The organism is Bacillus sp. Marseille-P3661 (assembly GCF_900240995.1).
In the GTDB taxonomy this organism is placed as follows: domain Bacteria; phylum Bacillota; class Bacilli; order Bacillales; family Bacillaceae_J; genus OESV01.
This window is the reverse complement of the sequence record NZ_LT965956.1, coordinates 42,294-58,664: the sequence shown is the minus strand read 5'-3', so window position 1 is coordinate 58,664 and position 16,371 is coordinate 42,294. Positions and strand designations below refer to the sequence as shown.

Genomic DNA, 16,371 nt, shown 5'->3' with positions numbered 1-16,371 from the left:
GATGATCCATACCATCTATGATTTTAAACTCCCTTTCTTAAAATCAATATAAAACGAACGTGCAACTGTCAATAAAGTCAAAATAAATAAGATCAAACTAATAGGACGCTTAAAAAACACTGTGAAGTCCATAGCATTTATTTGAGCTACTCGAATCAATTCAGTATTTAACATATCTCCCAACAATAAACCTAGGACTAGCGCTATAATAGGATAATCAAATTTTTTAAGAAAATAGCCAATAATACCAAGAAGAATAACTAGCCATACATCAAAAAGTGTAAACCTGTTAGCATAAGCTCCGATCAAACAAAGGATAACTAAACAAGGTGCAATAATTTTGGCAGGAATTAAAACAAGCCTAAAACTGACAAATATAATCACTAAACCTATAAGAAGCAACAAAAACATTTGTACAAATTCTACTGCAATAATTCCATAAATAAAGTCTTTATGATCTCTTATCATTTTTGGACCTGCCATTATCCCTTGCAGCGTGAGAGCAGCCAGCATCATTGCTGTTGCCGCACTACCAGGAATTCCAAGACAAATGGCTGTACCTAAAGATCCACCCTCCGAGGCATTGTTTGCGCTTTCAGAAGCAATCAAACCTTCTTTCGCCCCTTTGCCAAATAACTCCGGTTCTTTTGATGCTCGTTTTGCCTCACCATACGAAATTAAGGAAGCAACAGACGCTCCTGCTGCCGGAATCATCCCTACAAATACACCTATTAAAGCTGACCTGATCACTGTAAATGGATGTTTGATTACAATTTTAAAGGCAGCGATGAACTCTTTAAAAAAACTTTTCCTTAGTAGTTGCTTTATGTCAGTATTTGAAGTTATATAATTTTTTTCGATAAGAGAAAAAACTTCCGGAAAAGCAAACAATGCTATTAATGCTGGAATTAAAGGGATGCCTTCAAGTAAATAGACTTGGCCATAAGTCCCAACGGTAAAGCCTGTTGGAGAAACCCCAATATTTGCTAATACTATTCCAACACTTCCGATAAAAAACGTCTTCCCTATGCTTTCCTTACTAATCGTCGCAATGATTGCTAATGCGAAAAAGGCGATCATGAACAATTCTGCTGACCCTAAACTATAAGCAACTTTAGATAATAACTCTAGAAACAAAAACAGCATAATAATCCCTATAATTCCACCAAGAACGGATGATATCAAACCTACGTTTAAAGCCAAAAGACCTTTTCCCTGTTGATTCATTGGGTAGCCTTCAAGTGCAGTAAATGCAGAGCCTGGGGTTCCAGGTGTATTAATTAATGTAGCTGTAATAGAACCACCATACAGCCCGCCAGTATATATTCCCAACATTAATACCATCACTGAAAGGGCATCCATATGGTAACTCATAGGTAACATTAATGCTATACCAATAGTGGCACTTAGTCCTGGGATCATACCTAGAACAATACCTAATATTACACCTAAGATCGACAAGAATAGGATACTCCAGGTGGAAACCATATTAATACCATCAAAAAGTGCCGGCCAATCAACCATTATTTATCCCTCCTTCTTTAAACAAGTGTATGTTCGGCGGTTAATATGAACAGAGTTTATAACTCTCCTACCCAACAATCATATTTACAATGCCCATAGTATTCCTGATGGAAGTTTTAAACTTAATAATTCTACAAATATCAAGTGTAAAAAAAGAGCAAAACAAATGGGGGTTAGTATACATATCTTCCAATTTGAATATTTCAAATGTAAAAACGAAAAAACAAGGAATAAAACAGTTGAAAGCACAAAGCCAAATACATATAAAGCTCCGACATATAAAACTATATAGGTGAATAAAACAAGCTGTGACCTTGAAAAAATAATTTTATCATTGTGAGAGTCATCCTTCTTAACTCTTTGAAGTTTGTATTCTTCGATTAATATAAAAACAAAAGAAACCGAAGCAATAATTAGCATTACTTTTATTAACAATATATCGTATGGATTAGGTGCAGCTTTAACTTCCAGATAATGTTTAAAAATAAAGACATACAGTAAAAGTGGTAAAATGGTTCGCTTTAGTAACCGAAAATAATTCAATCTAGACCCCTCACCTTGCATATAATTAAGAATCTCTAAAAGAAAGAGTCTTTCATCTAATAATCTGTAATCCCAATACTTAAAAGGGGATTAAACAATAGTTTTTCTTTTCATTTAATCCCCTAAATTTTCTTGTTAATTTTGGTTATACTTAAAACTTTATTGTAATGTTTGGATTACTTACTTTGCTTTCTCACTATAACGCAGTACCAATTCATCCATTTCTTTCGTTACTTTTAAAGATTCATCCGGTCCTAACCATCTTGTCGCAACATCTTCACCCGATTCTTCTAAATGAGCTTTATATTCCTCGTCATTAAGCATGTTTTGATAGGCATCCAATAACTTTTCCCAACGGTCAGGGTATTTTTCCTGAAAACTACTATGAACAGCCAGCATTCTCGTTGATGCTAAATTTGCATTTAATTCCACACCAAAAGGTTTTAATGTGTCATTTATTAATGGAACTTCAGGCCACAGTTCGAAAGACTCTTTGGAATAGATAGCTAACATCTTTAAATCTTCCTCAAACGAATAATCTCCAATTGAGTGACCGAAACCAACAGCAACATCTCCACCAGCAACTGCTAGTCTAAATTCTGATCCGCCATCAAATGCTACATAACGTGGCTCCAAACCTAAAGCATCCATAAAATTCTGAGCTGCAATCTGACTGGCTGCACCACTCAAATAGCCCACAGGAATTTCACCCGGTCTTGCTTTCATGTCATTGATCAATTCTTCCAATGTATTCCATGGCGAGTCTTTAGGAGTTATGATAGATACTGGGTCAGTCTGATGGATATTAATATAAGAGAAATCATCAATTGTGTATTTAGCACCATGATTAATATAACGATCTGATAAAACAGTTTGCCATGTAGCTAGCAGTGTGCTGCCATCATCAGGCCTGTTACTGACATATTCCATCATTCCTGGAATACTCAATCCTCCTCCTATATTCTCAACTACAACCGGAACACCTAGATGTTTTGGTAGATAGTTTGTTATACCTCTTGCCATTACATCAACACCACCACCAGGATCCAATGGAACTAGAATCGTAACAGGCTCTGTAGGCCATTCTGACTCACCTTTAACTTCTGTACCTGGATCTGGAGTTTCTTTTACCGGTTCAGAAGTAGTTTCTACTTCTTTAGATGTACATCCCAACAGAATAGCGGTTGTTAAAAACGTTATTAAAAATAGTAAACCTATGCGTAGGAACCTACTTTTTATCATTTTTTATGCCCCCTTACTTTTTTATGGAAAAAAACTTTTGACCAAGCCCAAACTAATTTAAGTCATCCTATTACTACATGATAGCGCTTACAGCAATCTTTTATTATTCTTCTAGTTTGTAAATATAGATTCTTAACTACGATATCTATGATCGCTGTCAATGCTAAACAGTTAGCTTTTCTTTAGTATTCTAGTAGGAAAAACTATCTATATATTAAATTACTCCAGACTCACGTAAATATTCCAATTCTTCACTAGTTAACGCCAACATTTCTTCATATATTTCTTTATTATGTTCTCCTAGCAAAGGTGCAGGCTTAATAGGAACATTTGATTCTGATAATCTTATTGAATTCCCTGGCATTACTACCTTACCACGGACGGGATGATTGATCTCTACCATTGTTCCCCGCTCTCGTAGGTATAGATCATTGGTAATATCCTTCGTATCAAGGATTGCACCTGCTGGTACACCATGAGCTCCTAGTATTTCCATTGCTTCATATTTTGTATATTGACTCGTCCATTCACTAATAAGCTTGTCAAGTTCATGACGATGTTCGTATCGAGATTCAGGAGTTTTATAACGTGAATCCGATAATAAATCTAATCGGTCGAGTGCTTTTAATAAACGTTCCCATTGTGAACTACTTGGCACTCGGGAGACATAAACATAGACATAATCATTTTTTCCAAAAGGCTTACATGGATATAAATTAGATGGAGCAGTTAAACCCAGACGATTACCATTGCCCCCACGTGTCGTAGCTTTGCCAGTAACGAGCTGACGCCCCCAAGCAGAGCGGCAGAAATTAATCATCACATCTTGCATGGCTATTTCAATTCTTTGGCCAATACCAGTCTTATCCCGCTGACGAAGTGCTGCTAAAATACCAATCGTACAATGATAACCAGCACCGCTATCAGATGCAGCAAATCCTGGACGCATCGGGAGCCCATCTGGTTCGCCTGTTAGACTCATCGAGGCACCAACGGCTTGTGCTATAGGGTCAAATGCAGGTAAATTAGCATACGGTCCGTCTTTTCCAAACCCTTTTATCTGGGCATAAATAATTTGTGGGTTGATGTTTTTTAACGTTTCATAATCCAATCCAAGACGTTCTATTACGCCTGGACCATAGTTTTCGACAAATACATCAGCTTTTTCCGCCATTTTTTTTACAAGTTCTTTTCCTTCGTCCGTTTTTAGATTGACCGTCACTGATTTTTTGTTTGAATTAAGCAAAAGAAAGCCATATGCATCTTCATCCTCTTTATCCCTTGAAACCCACCTCCCCTGTTCACCTGTAACGGGAGGTTCTAATTTAATTACAGTAGCACCAAGCCAAGCTAGTGTCTGTGTACAAACTGTTCCAGCTTCAAATTGTGTTAAATCTAGTACAACCACCCCATCTAGCGCTGTTTCATTCATTGCGGTTTCACTCCTAACTCATTTTCAAAAAATTCTTCAATCCTTCCGATGATCGAATCTTCATCCCATTTGCGAGCATCTACGGCATCGGCACGCAATTCTAGTATTGGAATCCCTGCATCTTCGAATGCTTTCCGAATGAAATATGTGCCCCCCGAGCCCATGTGGCCTTCTGTAACCATATGGACAACCGCATCTACATTATTTTTCTTCGCTTGATCAAGATACCATTCACTATTCCATGGTGGCATATGCAATAAATCTTCCATTCCTGCAAATCGACTAGCTAGTGCACGCAACGGGTCTCCGCCATACCTAGCATATCCGTCAGCAGCTATAGCTAAATATATCGCCCAAATAAATACAGCACCATATTGTTTTTCAAAATGTTGAAAAAGTCCCATATTGTACCATAAAGCGCGTCCTACCCACATGATTCGCAAGCGCTCATTTTTTATAACAGAATCACCATTTTCAACTCGGGCCTTGATTTCTTCATACAGTTTACGCGCATTATCAACAGCCCATTGAGTCCCTCTATGCCACTGCGGGATCATAACTGCTGGTATCGTATCTGTAATACTAACAGGTGAAGGTGAAGTTCCTGCAATTAAATCACGACTTTTTTTGTTATAAGCTGCTTGTTCGTTTACAAGTTTCATAATTTCTCGAAATTTTGTTTCACTAAAAGTCTTGCCTGTATGTTCTTCTAGAAATCGAATAAGACCTTTATACTCTTCTACCATTAAATCAAGTCGATGCGAATCAAAAAGCTCATCCCAATCGTGGGGCATTTTTTCCCACCAATTTTCTGGAATTGTAGAAGTCACTGTACTTTCTAAAAGAAATAATGGTATATCTCCATATTGTTTAGACATTAACTCAAATATTTTAGCTTGCGAATCACATGAATAGCGCGTCACTAATAACGTTGGTTTTGGCAGTCCCCCCCATGGTCCTTTTTCCGGTTCCAACGAAGATGCTAAGGAAAGAGAACAATATTGACAAAGGTCTTGACGATACCCTTTTTCATTTAGTAATCCAAAATAATAAGATGACATCTGCTTAGCAGAACATATTGAGGACCACCATTGATTTACCACATACGGAATATCCATTGCTCGAAATATTTCTTGAGGAACTTGTGCTGTAACAAATGCGAATGGTTCACCTTGTGCTACTCTTTCCTTCATATCCATAAACCATTTTTTATGGTAGCGGTTAGCTTCTGCAGCTAAACTCAATCGTTTCTCTTGATGTTTTGCAATAACATCTGGTTTCTTCCGATGAAGGTCATTTGACGTTTGGTTTTCCAATTTAAATCGCCTCCTTTAGTTTTTAATCTATTGAATGAATAAAAGTAGTGATGATAGATTGTAGCTTATCTTTATTTTCAAGTTTATAATTTTGACGATCCAAAAGCAGAACCTTTATCCCTAGATTTTCTAGAGCCTTACGCTGTTCTGGATAATCCCAAGACGGTGCATCATCGTCATTATGAATAAAAAAGATGACTCCTTGTGCTCCGCAATGCTGAACTTCATTAACCAATGCATCTACCCTAACAGAAACGGTAGATTGTCTTGTGCTCGGAATCCGGAAATGATATCTATCGGTAATGGTATCTATAGGATCAACTGTTAAGTCTAGTTTACCTTCGTATAATCTACTGCCTAAATCATGATCTTCACCAACGATAATTGCTCCGGAGGATTCGACTAGTTCGTAAAATTCTGTATGATCATGCGTGCTTCCAGTAACAAACAAACGTACTCCCGATAACTTAGGAAACTTTTCATCTCTTAAGAATGACCTTAATAATCGATTATGTTCATCTTTTGGTATACATAAGGAAACACTAGAAATGATTAAAGCCTGAACCCCACTCACGCACGGCTCTTTTGCTATTCGTAAATCATTTAATTTAGACAGAAGTTCACGATTTTCATTACATGTTATCAAAGCCTTTCTAATAGATTCATCAGTAATCTTCTTCCCAGCCCAACTTTCAACTTTTTGTCGAAATTCGCGTGCTCGGTCACGATTGTATAAAGCGCTAGTCCGATTCATCGAATGAAGAAAATCAAAATAATATAGCTCTGGAATCTTCATTTCGGGCTCTACTTTGCGAATTGAACGTAAATAGTAAAAGGCACGTGTAATTGAATCCGCTGAACTAGAGATAACAAGGTAATCAAGATACGAATAAGACCCGTTGATAATCCTTTCAAATTGGGCTCTTACAAGTGGTGTGGATCCGGTTTCCAAATAACGATTTGCATGATTCATGTCTCCATTCGGATCCCCAAATATATATATAGGTATCATGTCAGCAGCTATTAAAATTTCTTCAGGTACATCGTTACCAAGAATACCTACTATTTTTTTTCCTTCTTTCTTCAATTCTAGTGCTCTTTGATCACGCTCAGCATATATCTGCTCCAAATATTCTAAACTAGTCATTGAGTCAGAATAGTTGTTTACCATATTCAATTCCCCCTTATTAAGTAGAGTTAGTTTTGTTAAAAGGAGTACTAACATGCCCACTACTAATTATCTTCAAGCCCTGATGTTAAGTACAAAGTATTAAAGGCAAGGAACTAACCCCAAAACGCGGATAGCCAGTACGAACCACATTGCCATTTAATTCAAAAGATTTTGTTCTGTGAAGCAGTTCCTCCAAGGCGACGCGTAGTTCTAGTCGTGCTAACGGTGCACCAAGACAATGGTGGATACCATGTCCAAATACAAGATGACGATTTGGTTTGCGGTCTATTATGCATTTATCTGCATTATCAAATACCTCTTCATCACGGTTTGCTGAACCCCAGACGAGAAAGACCTTTTCTCCCTTCTTTAACTTTTGACCATGTAAATCGAAGTCTTTAGTTATAGTCCGGGGCATTCTCTGAACAGGTGTCTCATATCGTAAAATTTCTTCTATGGCCATTGGTATTAAAGATGTGTTTTCACGTATCCGCTTTTGGTCATTTGGGTTTTGCGCTAAATAATTGATGATTATTCCTAATGAACTAGTTGTTGAGTCATGTCCAGCAGTTAATAGCAAATGAAGAATACCAGCAACACTTTTAACACTTATATCTTGGTTATCAATTTGACTTTGTAATAACTTACTAATCATATCTTTTTGAGGATCTAATGGTGAGGTTTTACGACCTGCAACTGCCTTATGACAGTATAGTTTCAACGACTCCACTGTAGCTGCATATTTTTCAGGATTTTTTCCATATGAGGAGTGATAAATATCCTCAGACAATTGACCTATTCTATAGCAATCTTGATCGGGAAGATGAAGAAAAGATAAAATAACACGAACTGGTAGAATATAATTAAAATCTTTAGCCATATCCATCTCTTTTTTAAAAATAAGTGGTTCAAGCATTTCAATAACTAAATTTCGGACAATGTGCTCCCATTCATCCATTACTCTTGAATTAAAAAATGGCTGCAATATTTTTCGATAAGCCGTATGAAAAGGCGGGTCTGCCTCTAAAGGATAACGAGGTAAATCTCGATTTCTAGATTCCCCATTAGAGAAAGTTTCTATATCAAGAGTCGCTTTTACAATGTCCTCATATTTGAAAAACCCCCATGCTCCGCCTACTTGGTCGGTATGAGCCACAGGGCATTCCGCCCGTAATATCCCATACACTTCATCAGGATTCTTAATCATAATAGGTCTAAAGGATTCCAGACAGTATTCTCCTTAGAGCAGTTTCCATCAACAATAGAATCTGAATCCAACTTCCTATTTTCTATGTCGCTCATTGAATGACTCTCCTTTTATTTCCTAAATACATTAGCACCCTCTTATTCTAGTTTAAATCCCTGTTCTTCAATGTATGTTGACATGTGCATTCGAATAGGATGTGATAGTTTATCAGTCATAATATCAGACCATTTATCATTTCTTTTCCCTCGAGTTCGCTCCATCATATATTTTTCTATTTGATTGTCATACTCAGAAATATACTTTTCAAAATGTTCGTCTTGATAGTAATCGTTATGTACAACCACTTCTAATGGCAATCTTGGTCGGATTATAGGTTGCTGAACTGGATAACCTAAACACATACCAAACAAAGGAAAGACTAATTCAGGTATGTTTAATAACTTAGTAACCTCTCTGATACGATTCCGTACCCCTCCGACAAATACTACTCCTAGCCCTGCAGATTCTGCTGCAATTGCTGCATTTTGTGCAGCTAATGCAGTATCTACATTCGCCACAATAAAATTTTCCATGCTGTTAAGATAAGAGGGTTCTTTGGAATTTAATTCACACGTAATTTTCAAGCGATTTAAATCGGCACACCATACTAAATATATTGGACATTGCTCCACATGTTTTTGATTGCCAGTAAGGACAGACAACTCGGTCTTAAGCTCGGGATTTGTTACCGCAATCACACTATATGCCTGCATATTGGTTGAAGTCGAAGCCATCTGTGCTGAGTGAAAAATTTCATTCATTAGTTCCGGTGAGATCGGCTCATCAGTAAATTTTCTTATCGAACGATGATTTTGCAATAACCTAATGGTTTCATTCAATGTATTTCATCCCCTTTCTAATCAAATTCTTGACGACCATATTATAGACAGCGGAAATTTGCTTTTTCGAGTTGTTTTTCTGATAAAGACGCGTGCGCTATTTTGCAATTTTCCCCGAATACTCTTTAGTAGTAATAACCAATTTTCCATAGAAAACCCCTTAAGGTTTGGAATAATCAAATAATTCAATCTATTTACTTGAATTATACGCCCTTATATTTTAAAATCAATATGGTACAAGTTATACGTTCATAACAAAAAGTTATAAGAGGTGGTGCCATGAACCCTGATATCTTGTCAAACATGTATAGATTAAAGGTATTTTATGAGGTTGTTAATTCCCAAAGTTTTAGTTCTGCTGCTGAAATTTTAAATATATCCCAACCAGCTGTAAGTGCACATATTCGTGCACTTGAAAAAGAAACACAAGTGATACTTTTAGACCGAGGACGCACGATAACGACTACTGAAGCAGGAAACCATTTTTATAATTACACAAAACAAGTATTGAATCTAAGCAAGGAGATCCTTTTAACGTTACAAGAAGTTAAGCAAGGAAACATTGGAAATATAACAGTGGGCGCTAGCACTACACCGGCTAGGTATATATTACCTAAGATAATAAGTAACTTTATGAGGGAAAACCCTCATATAAATCTAAACCTCCGAGTGGGAAATTCAAAACAAATATTTCAAATGACTTTAGAAAAGGAAATCGATTTTGGTTTCATCATTGGAAAAAAGGTTCCAGAAAATCTAACCGCCACTCCAATCGTAAATACGGAATTAACCCTAGTAGTTGGACCTAGTCATCCGTTAGCAACAAAGAATCATGTAACACCCTCAGATATATCGAATTATCCTTTTGTCGTTTTATCCTCCTACAATTATCAAGTAATCGAGAACATGCTTCATTCTCGAGGAATTAAAATTAATGAAATATTGATGCAATACGAAGACATAGAGAGTATTAAGCAAATCATTAGTATTGGTAACGGGATAACTATTCTTTCTAAATTGAGTGTAAATGAAGAGCTAAAGGTAGGAAAATTGAAACAGTTACAATTAGAAAGTGGCTCGGTTTATCTCGATCTGATGCTTGTGGCAAGACCTGATAAACCACATTATCCCAATCACAAAAAGTTTTTAAGCTTTTTAAAAGATAGGATTTGTATAGAAGAGTCAGTGAACTAGAATTAAAATCAGACGACCAAAAAATTGAAAAATGCTATTATTTAAATCATACATTTAGCATCACCTTTGCTTGCAATACTATTATTCTATCCGTTTTCGTTGGCATTAGTTTAGAAGAATAACCTCGAAAAAAGGTATCTAGTTTATTATTGCAGTACCCTGGTCCGATAACTCCCTCGGATCACAAGAGCCCGACCCAATAACCCACCCTTAAAGTAACTAAGGTCGTGGGTTAATCCCCATAACCTTGGTTACTTTCAACTCTCCTGTCAGAATCCTTCCCTTTTTCTGACTCGATTCACAGGGTTTACTCATCTCCTGTCAGAATCCTTCCTTGTTTCGATTTACTAGGAAAGATCACATTCTGCAATCTTGGACCAAACACTTCTTCCAAAATACTCTATTTTGTTACTTATTCAGTTCTTCATCCTTGTTTATTTCCTTATAATTTTGTCTACAATTTTACTAAAGGAGGTTATTTAACATGGCGACAATAAAAGTTAATGACAATGGATCATTACGTGTTACAGGCAACATTGAATTAGTTGATGCTGAAGGAAATAAGTTTGAAACTAAAGAAACGTTTTCACTTTGCAGATGTGGCCTTTCTGAAAATAAACCTTTCTGTGATGGATCCCATAAAGGAAATTTTGAAAGCGTAGTTAGAGCAAAGTAATTCCTTAACACCTTACAATATTTGTGAGGTGTCTTTATTAGTTTGTACTTCAAACATTAATCAGCCCTATAATATTCTCCCTATATCAAAACCTGTACACAACAAAAAAAGGACAGCTAGTAACTGCCCTTAATAATCCGCCATATTCAATTCAGATAAACAGTTTTCTAAATGAACCTCTTAACTTAGTTTCCTAGTAATTTATATAAATAGTAAAATCTCTAAAGGCTCATAATTGTTTGCTAATAAATTAAATCCCAAAATATCCATTGATGAATCTAGTAAAAATGATAATGGATCAAATTCGAGAGTTTCAAATGTGAACATGTATAAATTACGCCCACTCACTTTTCCGCGTCCAATTAATTACAAGTATAAATTAGATTTACTTAGTCGACCTTTTTATCTAACAACTTTCACCCTATTCTTAAACTCATCGCTCGCCCAAGTCTCTTTCGCTAATGAAAACCCATCTCTTAAAGTAAGTTCTTGTGCTCTTATTATTTCTAACGTATGAACCTTAGCAGCTTTTAAAGTAAGCGGTGACATTTTACCAATTTGTTCAGTAAGTATTTCTGTTTCACTATCCAAATCATCATGGGCGACAACCCTGCTCACTAACCCAATATGTAAAGCGGTTTCTGCATCAATAATCCGCCCAGTCATTAATAAATCCCGAGTCCAACCTACACCAATTAATGAAGATAATCTCCTAGTATCCTGTCCAGTAATAGCAATCCCTAGGTTACCCACAGGTATGCCAAACTTAGCTTTATCCGATGCAATTCGGATATCACAACTAGCAGCAAGTTCACATCCCCCGCCAATAGCCGCTCCATTTATTTTGGCTATTACGGGTTTAGTCAATTGCTCAATCGTTGACATTGTTTCTTCAACCGCTGTTAATAATGGATCTATGATTTGTTCATTTAAAGCCACAGCAGCCAAATCACCAAAATCTGCACCAGCTGAAAACGCCTGGTCTCCTTCTCCAGTAATGATAATCACCCGTATATCTGGGTTTTGTTCGAACTCCCTTAACATAACCGGCAAGGATTTCCACATCGTTAAATTTATTGCATTACGGAATTCAGGACGGTTTAAGACGATTTCAGCAACGTAACCGTTTACATTCGTGTAAAGTCTCTCTTTCATAGTTAATCAATCCCTTACTAAGTAGATATGTTTTATAGATCGCATGCAGCATATATTTGTACGATAAATAAATAATATTATAATTCTGAATATTTGGCAATATAATGAAAAATATATATGAGCATAATAACCTTTGATTAGAGCCATAAAGTTCGCTTGGCACCTTTTCTAGATGATATAAAATAAAAAGCATCTCCCTAAGAAATGCTTAACTCATTCCAATTAAATTAAAATCCAATAAATCTTCCAACCCTTCCGTACTCTACCGCATTTACATTACAGGGGAAGAAACCAAAATGCGGGTTGAAGATGACCAAAATAACTTTCCCATTCAAAATTGTCTGAGTACCAGAATTCGTTCGTATCTGTAGTTTGCTGTTCCACTAAGAGATAATCTAACCACATATCCTCAGGTGAGTCATAATAGACACATTCACCAAATTCATTAATATAGGAGAAACATTCTTTCTTGTCGTTTTCTCCTTGTTCTTCATAAGTAATGCCAATCGTCATTGTTTCTTCTATATAACCTTCTTCGGAAGAGAAGATGTCATCAAAGTCATAAGAATAATCATAAAAATAGTTCTCTAGTAATATTTGCTCTTTACTCCTTTTCTTCCGGAGCTGTCTTGCTCGTACTTTGTCAGTTTCTCCTTGTTTTATGTTCATCTTGGTTTTCTCTGAGATCTGTATTCCCAACATCTCTAGCTCTGTCATCGCACAGATTTTATTGACCCCAAACCACTTAGCATAAGACTTGACAATGTTTTTCCCCTTGTATGTTTTTATCCATTCCTTTCCACTCAGTAACCTTCCCTTTCTATTCATTCGTTTTCGCTTTGGTGCTAAGTTCGTTTTTTTCTTTCCCATCTAATATTCTCCTTTTCCATACTACGAACATACAAAAACACATTAAAAAGTCGCCATACTGATACTCCCACCGCTTATGCCAGTGGGGTTCTATATCAATGGTTCTTCTTCCGGCTGTTACAGCTCATACCCAAAGGAAACTAAACTTGCCGAAGGTTAATATAAAAATAGTTTAAGCACCACAAACCTTCAGTTTAAGGCGCCATCCTAATTATTTTAGTAATGTAACATACATATTACAAACAATTAATTTCAGATGTATATAAACTTAAAAAGCAAGATTACAAGTAATGCCTAAAAAAGCTCTTTGCAAGAAAAAAAGCATCCCCCCAAATATCTATTGTCATCCTAAAAATCCAATTTTTACAGCTCAGTTCAAATGTCTTGAAAATTTTGAAAATAAGATATATGATTATATTATATGACGTATACGCAATATGTAACATCCGTATTATAGAAAAAATTAATAAAAGGAGTGTAAATATGTTAGAAATTATAAGGAGACTTGAACAGTGTTGGGCAACGAAAAGCAGTGCAGCGATTGCAACTATCATTCAAACTGCAGGGTCAACATATCGTTCTGTAGGAGCAAAGAGTATTATTTTACCTGATGGAACGATATTGGGAACTCTTAGCGGCGGCTGTATCGAGGAAGATATATTTGAACACGCAAAGAATGTTATGTCCACCTTAATTCCTCGTATAATAGATTATGATTTTTTTGGAGATGAGGATTTACCTTGGGGATTAGGCGTTGGCTGTAATGGTGCATTAAAGATTTGGATTGAACCATTTGAGCCCATTAAACAACAAGAAAAAGCACTTGAAACGTTAACCATTCTTCAAAATCAAATTTCCACAGCGACAATTATTTCTTCTAGTCATCCCCACCTATACCCTATAGCGACTAGATATAATCTTGACCAAGCAAAGAGCACTCAGATGATTCATCCTTCTAAAGCAGGTTTATTTACGGTAAAGGATGATGATGTTCAGTTAGAGATCTATTATGAAAAATTAAAGAAGATCCCCCGACTAATTATTTTGGGAGCAGGACCAGACGCCGTTCCTCTTGTGCGTGGTGCCAAACTTCTTAATTGGCTTGTGACTGTTGTGGATCATAGACCAGGTTATGCTAACAAAGAGAAATTTCCAGAAGCTGATGAGCTTATTATCTCTACGATTGGAAAATTCCCAGAAAATCTTGATATTTACGAAAAAGATTATGTAGTGATTATGACACATCACTTTGAACAAGATTCTCTATTTTTAAACCATTTGTTATCCTACCGTTTATCATATTTAGGAATTCTAGGACCAAGAAAAAGAACAGAGCGTATTCTTAAAGAACAAGATATTCTAAGTAAAGAATACTGCCATTCGCCAATTGGTTTGGATATTGGGGCTGAAACCCCTGAGGAAATTGCTATAAGTATTCTTTCTGAAATTATTAGTTATGCTACTAATTCCCCTGGAATGCCGTTAAAAAAACAAAACGGCCCCATTCATAAGAAAGGGATTATCCATGATTGGGATACTAGTTTTAGCCGATGGATTTTTGATAAAATTGGAAGAACACAAATGATTACGAAGGCCCAATAATAAAGCAAGCTATTTATAATATTTTATGTAAAGTATCGTCCTCCAGTAATAGGATATAGATAAAAAGATGCTTATCTTCAATTATAGCAAATTTTAGTTTCAAATTAAAAAGCCTATCTTTTTACAGATAGGCTTTTTACAATTCAAGATGCAAGAAAAATCATCCTATTTTTTCTGTAATATCCTCTTCTTCGGAAACAGTTTCAACCACTTTATCCTTAATCCAAACACGTTCAAGAATTAGCCAAAGTCCAATGCCTATCCCCAATGCAACGGCTGCACCTTGGGTGACTAATACAGCTGCAATAATAGCCGCAACCCCTTTTTGTACATCATCACCTTGTTTTAACATTGCAATCGCAAGATATGCACATAAAAATCCTTGAATAACTAGATTTAGTGTCATTCCAATTGCTAAGCCTGGTTGGAAAAGTGTTACAATTGGGCCGATTAGTAAAGCACTACTCATCCCCCAATGAAAACAAGCTGCGCTTCCCCAATAACTATCTAAATGTTCACGAGGGTTGTTGATATACCTAGATGTTACGATTGCTTGACCACCACCTACCATCGGGCCACCAAGTCCAAAGTGTGGTGAAAAAATACTTTGAATAAAATTGCGAATAAATAGAATAAAACTATTACGTGTTGGGCTAAAGATAAGTTTCTCATCCTTGCGTACTTTATCTGCATTTGATAATAAAGATTCAATCACAAGGATATCCCCGAAAGCGATCAAATACGCACTAAATGCCACTGGTAGCGCCCTCAAAAAGTATTCAAATGGTGGGATTCCAACGGCAAATATACTATAGCTGCTAACTATTTCACCGATTGAGGATGGGATAAAATACCACTTTATATCTGGTACAGCTACTTCACCGATTAGAATTCCAAGTACAAAGGAAATTACAAAAGGAAGTCCAATTCCAAATTGAGCAATAAAACGAAACGTGGTGTATTTTTTTCTAAGAGGTTCTGCAGTTTTTGAAAACATCATGAAGAAGGCAAGGCCAACTGCTACAAGCATACTAATTGGCATACTCCATACTCTTCCTCCGGTAGAAAACTCACCAATAATAGCTCCAAGACCTGCACCGAGTAATATGCCTGCTTTTAAAGAGAGTGGAACCCTTTTAACAAAGGCATCTGCCCCTTTAAATATTGCCATAAATAAAAATATGAAGGCAAGGGTGCACTGTAATGCAATAAGGGCTTGAATTCTAGCTTCTCCCTCAGGGAATCCATTTAGAAAGGTAATATAGACAGGTATGCCTGCTGTAACCCAACCAGCTACAACTGGATCTCCGAAATGTGTATGCAATAAGAACAAAAAGTTAGTAATAGCTAGCATGAGTACACTTATTTCGAAAGGGATCCCTAAAACTTGCTCCATAATCGTAGCACCTGACATCGGAATGATACATAATAATGCTCCTTGAATAAAATCAGGATACTCAAATTTGTAGTGAATAAAAGGTAATCTTAATTTTAAAGGCCCCATCGCGTATGGCTGTTCTTTACCATATTCTCTTTTCTTTCCTAACACCAGTCCATCACT

At 36.4% G+C, this 16,371-nt stretch carries 15 protein-coding genes; 3 read left to right on the top strand and 12 right to left on the bottom strand.

Features of this window, described 5'->3' with window-relative positions; genetic code table 11:
• Positions 1-15 precede the first annotated feature (15 nt).
• The 8 genes from C1724_RS19380 to nfsA form a co-directional block, all read right to left on the bottom strand.
• Positions 16-1,524 (bottom strand): tripartite tricarboxylate transporter permease, encoded by a 1,509-nt coding sequence (locus C1724_RS19380; RefSeq protein ID WP_102348426.1) that lies wholly within the window; start codon positions 1,522-1,524, stop codon positions 16-18.
• 84 nt (positions 1,525-1,608) lie between these two features.
• Positions 1,609-2,067, bottom strand: a complete 459-nt coding sequence (locus C1724_RS19375; protein WP_180994353.1) for a tripartite tricarboxylate transporter TctB family protein — start codon at positions 2,065-2,067, stop codon at positions 1,609-1,611.
• 180 nt (positions 2,068-2,247) lie between these two features.
• Positions 2,248-3,309, bottom strand: a complete 1,062-nt coding sequence (locus C1724_RS19370) for a tripartite tricarboxylate transporter substrate binding protein (RefSeq protein WP_102348424.1) — start codon at positions 3,307-3,309, stop codon at positions 2,248-2,250.
• A gap of 214 nt (positions 3,310-3,523) precedes the next feature.
• Positions 3,524-4,741 (bottom strand): CaiB/BaiF CoA transferase family protein, encoded by a 1,218-nt coding sequence (locus C1724_RS19365; protein ID WP_102348423.1) that lies wholly within the window; start codon positions 4,739-4,741, stop codon positions 3,524-3,526.
• Positions 4,738-6,057: a 2-hydroxyacyl-CoA dehydratase subunit D gene (locus C1724_RS19360; RefSeq protein ID WP_258000467.1), complete on the bottom strand. Its 1,320-nt coding sequence runs from the start codon at positions 6,055-6,057 to the stop codon at positions 4,738-4,740. The genes C1724_RS19365 and C1724_RS19360 overlap by 4 nt, the downstream gene beginning before the upstream one ends.
• Positions 6,058-6,079: 22 nt before the next feature.
• Positions 6,080-7,228: a 2-hydroxyacyl-CoA dehydratase subunit D gene (locus C1724_RS19355; protein ID WP_180994352.1), complete on the bottom strand. Its 1,149-nt coding sequence runs from the start codon at positions 7,226-7,228 to the stop codon at positions 6,080-6,082.
• An 85-nt stretch (positions 7,229-7,313) separates the two neighbouring features.
• Positions 7,314-8,384, bottom strand: a complete 1,071-nt coding sequence (locus C1724_RS19350) for a cytochrome P450 (protein WP_180994351.1) — start codon at positions 8,382-8,384, stop codon at positions 7,314-7,316.
• A 188-nt stretch (positions 8,385-8,572) separates the two neighbouring features.
• Entirely contained in the window at positions 8,573-9,313 is a 741-nt protein-coding gene (gene nfsA, locus C1724_RS19345) for an oxygen-insensitive NADPH nitroreductase (protein ID WP_102348420.1), read from the bottom strand.
• Positions 9,314-9,592: 279 nt separating this feature from the next.
• Between nfsA and C1724_RS19340 the strand changes: the two genes are divergently transcribed.
• Together C1724_RS19340 and C1724_RS19335 are read left to right on the top strand one after the other, a co-directional pair.
• A complete protein-coding gene (locus tag C1724_RS19340) occupies positions 9,593-10,507 on the top strand; it encodes a LysR family transcriptional regulator (protein ID WP_102348419.1) in 915 nt (304 codons plus the stop codon).
• Positions 10,508-10,991: 484 nt separating this feature from the next.
• Positions 10,992-11,183 carry a CDGSH iron-sulfur domain-containing protein gene (locus C1724_RS19335; protein ID WP_102348418.1) on the top strand — a complete coding sequence of 64 codons (192 nt, stop codon included), beginning with the start codon at positions 10,992-10,994 and terminating at the stop codon, positions 11,181-11,183.
• 201 nt (positions 11,184-11,384) lie between these two features.
• On the opposite strand, the gene C1724_RS25755 is transcribed toward C1724_RS19335, so the two are convergent.
• From C1724_RS25755 to C1724_RS19325, 3 genes are all read right to left on the bottom strand, one after another.
• Positions 11,385-11,531 (bottom strand): hypothetical protein, encoded by a 147-nt coding sequence (locus C1724_RS25755; protein ID WP_180994350.1) that lies wholly within the window; start codon positions 11,529-11,531, stop codon positions 11,385-11,387.
• Positions 11,532-11,585: 54 nt separating this feature from the next.
• The gene (locus C1724_RS19330) at positions 11,586-12,338 is read right to left on the bottom strand and encodes an enoyl-CoA hydratase/isomerase family protein (RefSeq protein ID WP_102348417.1); all 753 of its coding nucleotides are present in this window, start codon (positions 12,336-12,338) and stop codon (positions 11,586-11,588) included.
• Positions 12,339-12,614: 276 nt separating this feature from the next.
• Positions 12,615-13,208 carry a hypothetical protein gene (locus C1724_RS19325; protein WP_102348416.1) on the bottom strand — a complete coding sequence of 198 codons (594 nt, stop codon included), beginning with the start codon at positions 13,206-13,208 and terminating at the stop codon, positions 12,615-12,617.
• A gap of 483 nt (positions 13,209-13,691) precedes the next feature.
• Here C1724_RS19325 and C1724_RS19320 point away from each other — a divergent pair, with 483 nt between their 5' ends.
• The gene (locus C1724_RS19320; RefSeq protein ID WP_180994349.1) at positions 13,692-14,810 is read left to right on the top strand and encodes an XdhC family protein; all 1,119 of its coding nucleotides are present in this window, start codon (positions 13,692-13,694) and stop codon (positions 14,808-14,810) included.
• A 160-nt stretch (positions 14,811-14,970) separates the two neighbouring features.
• Here the strand turns inward: C1724_RS19320 and C1724_RS19315 are convergent, their stop codons facing one another.
• Positions 14,971-16,359, bottom strand: a complete 1,389-nt coding sequence (locus tag C1724_RS19315) for a hypothetical protein (RefSeq protein ID WP_258000466.1) — start codon at positions 16,357-16,359, stop codon at positions 14,971-14,973.
• Between the last annotated feature and the right edge of the window lie 12 nt (positions 16,360-16,371).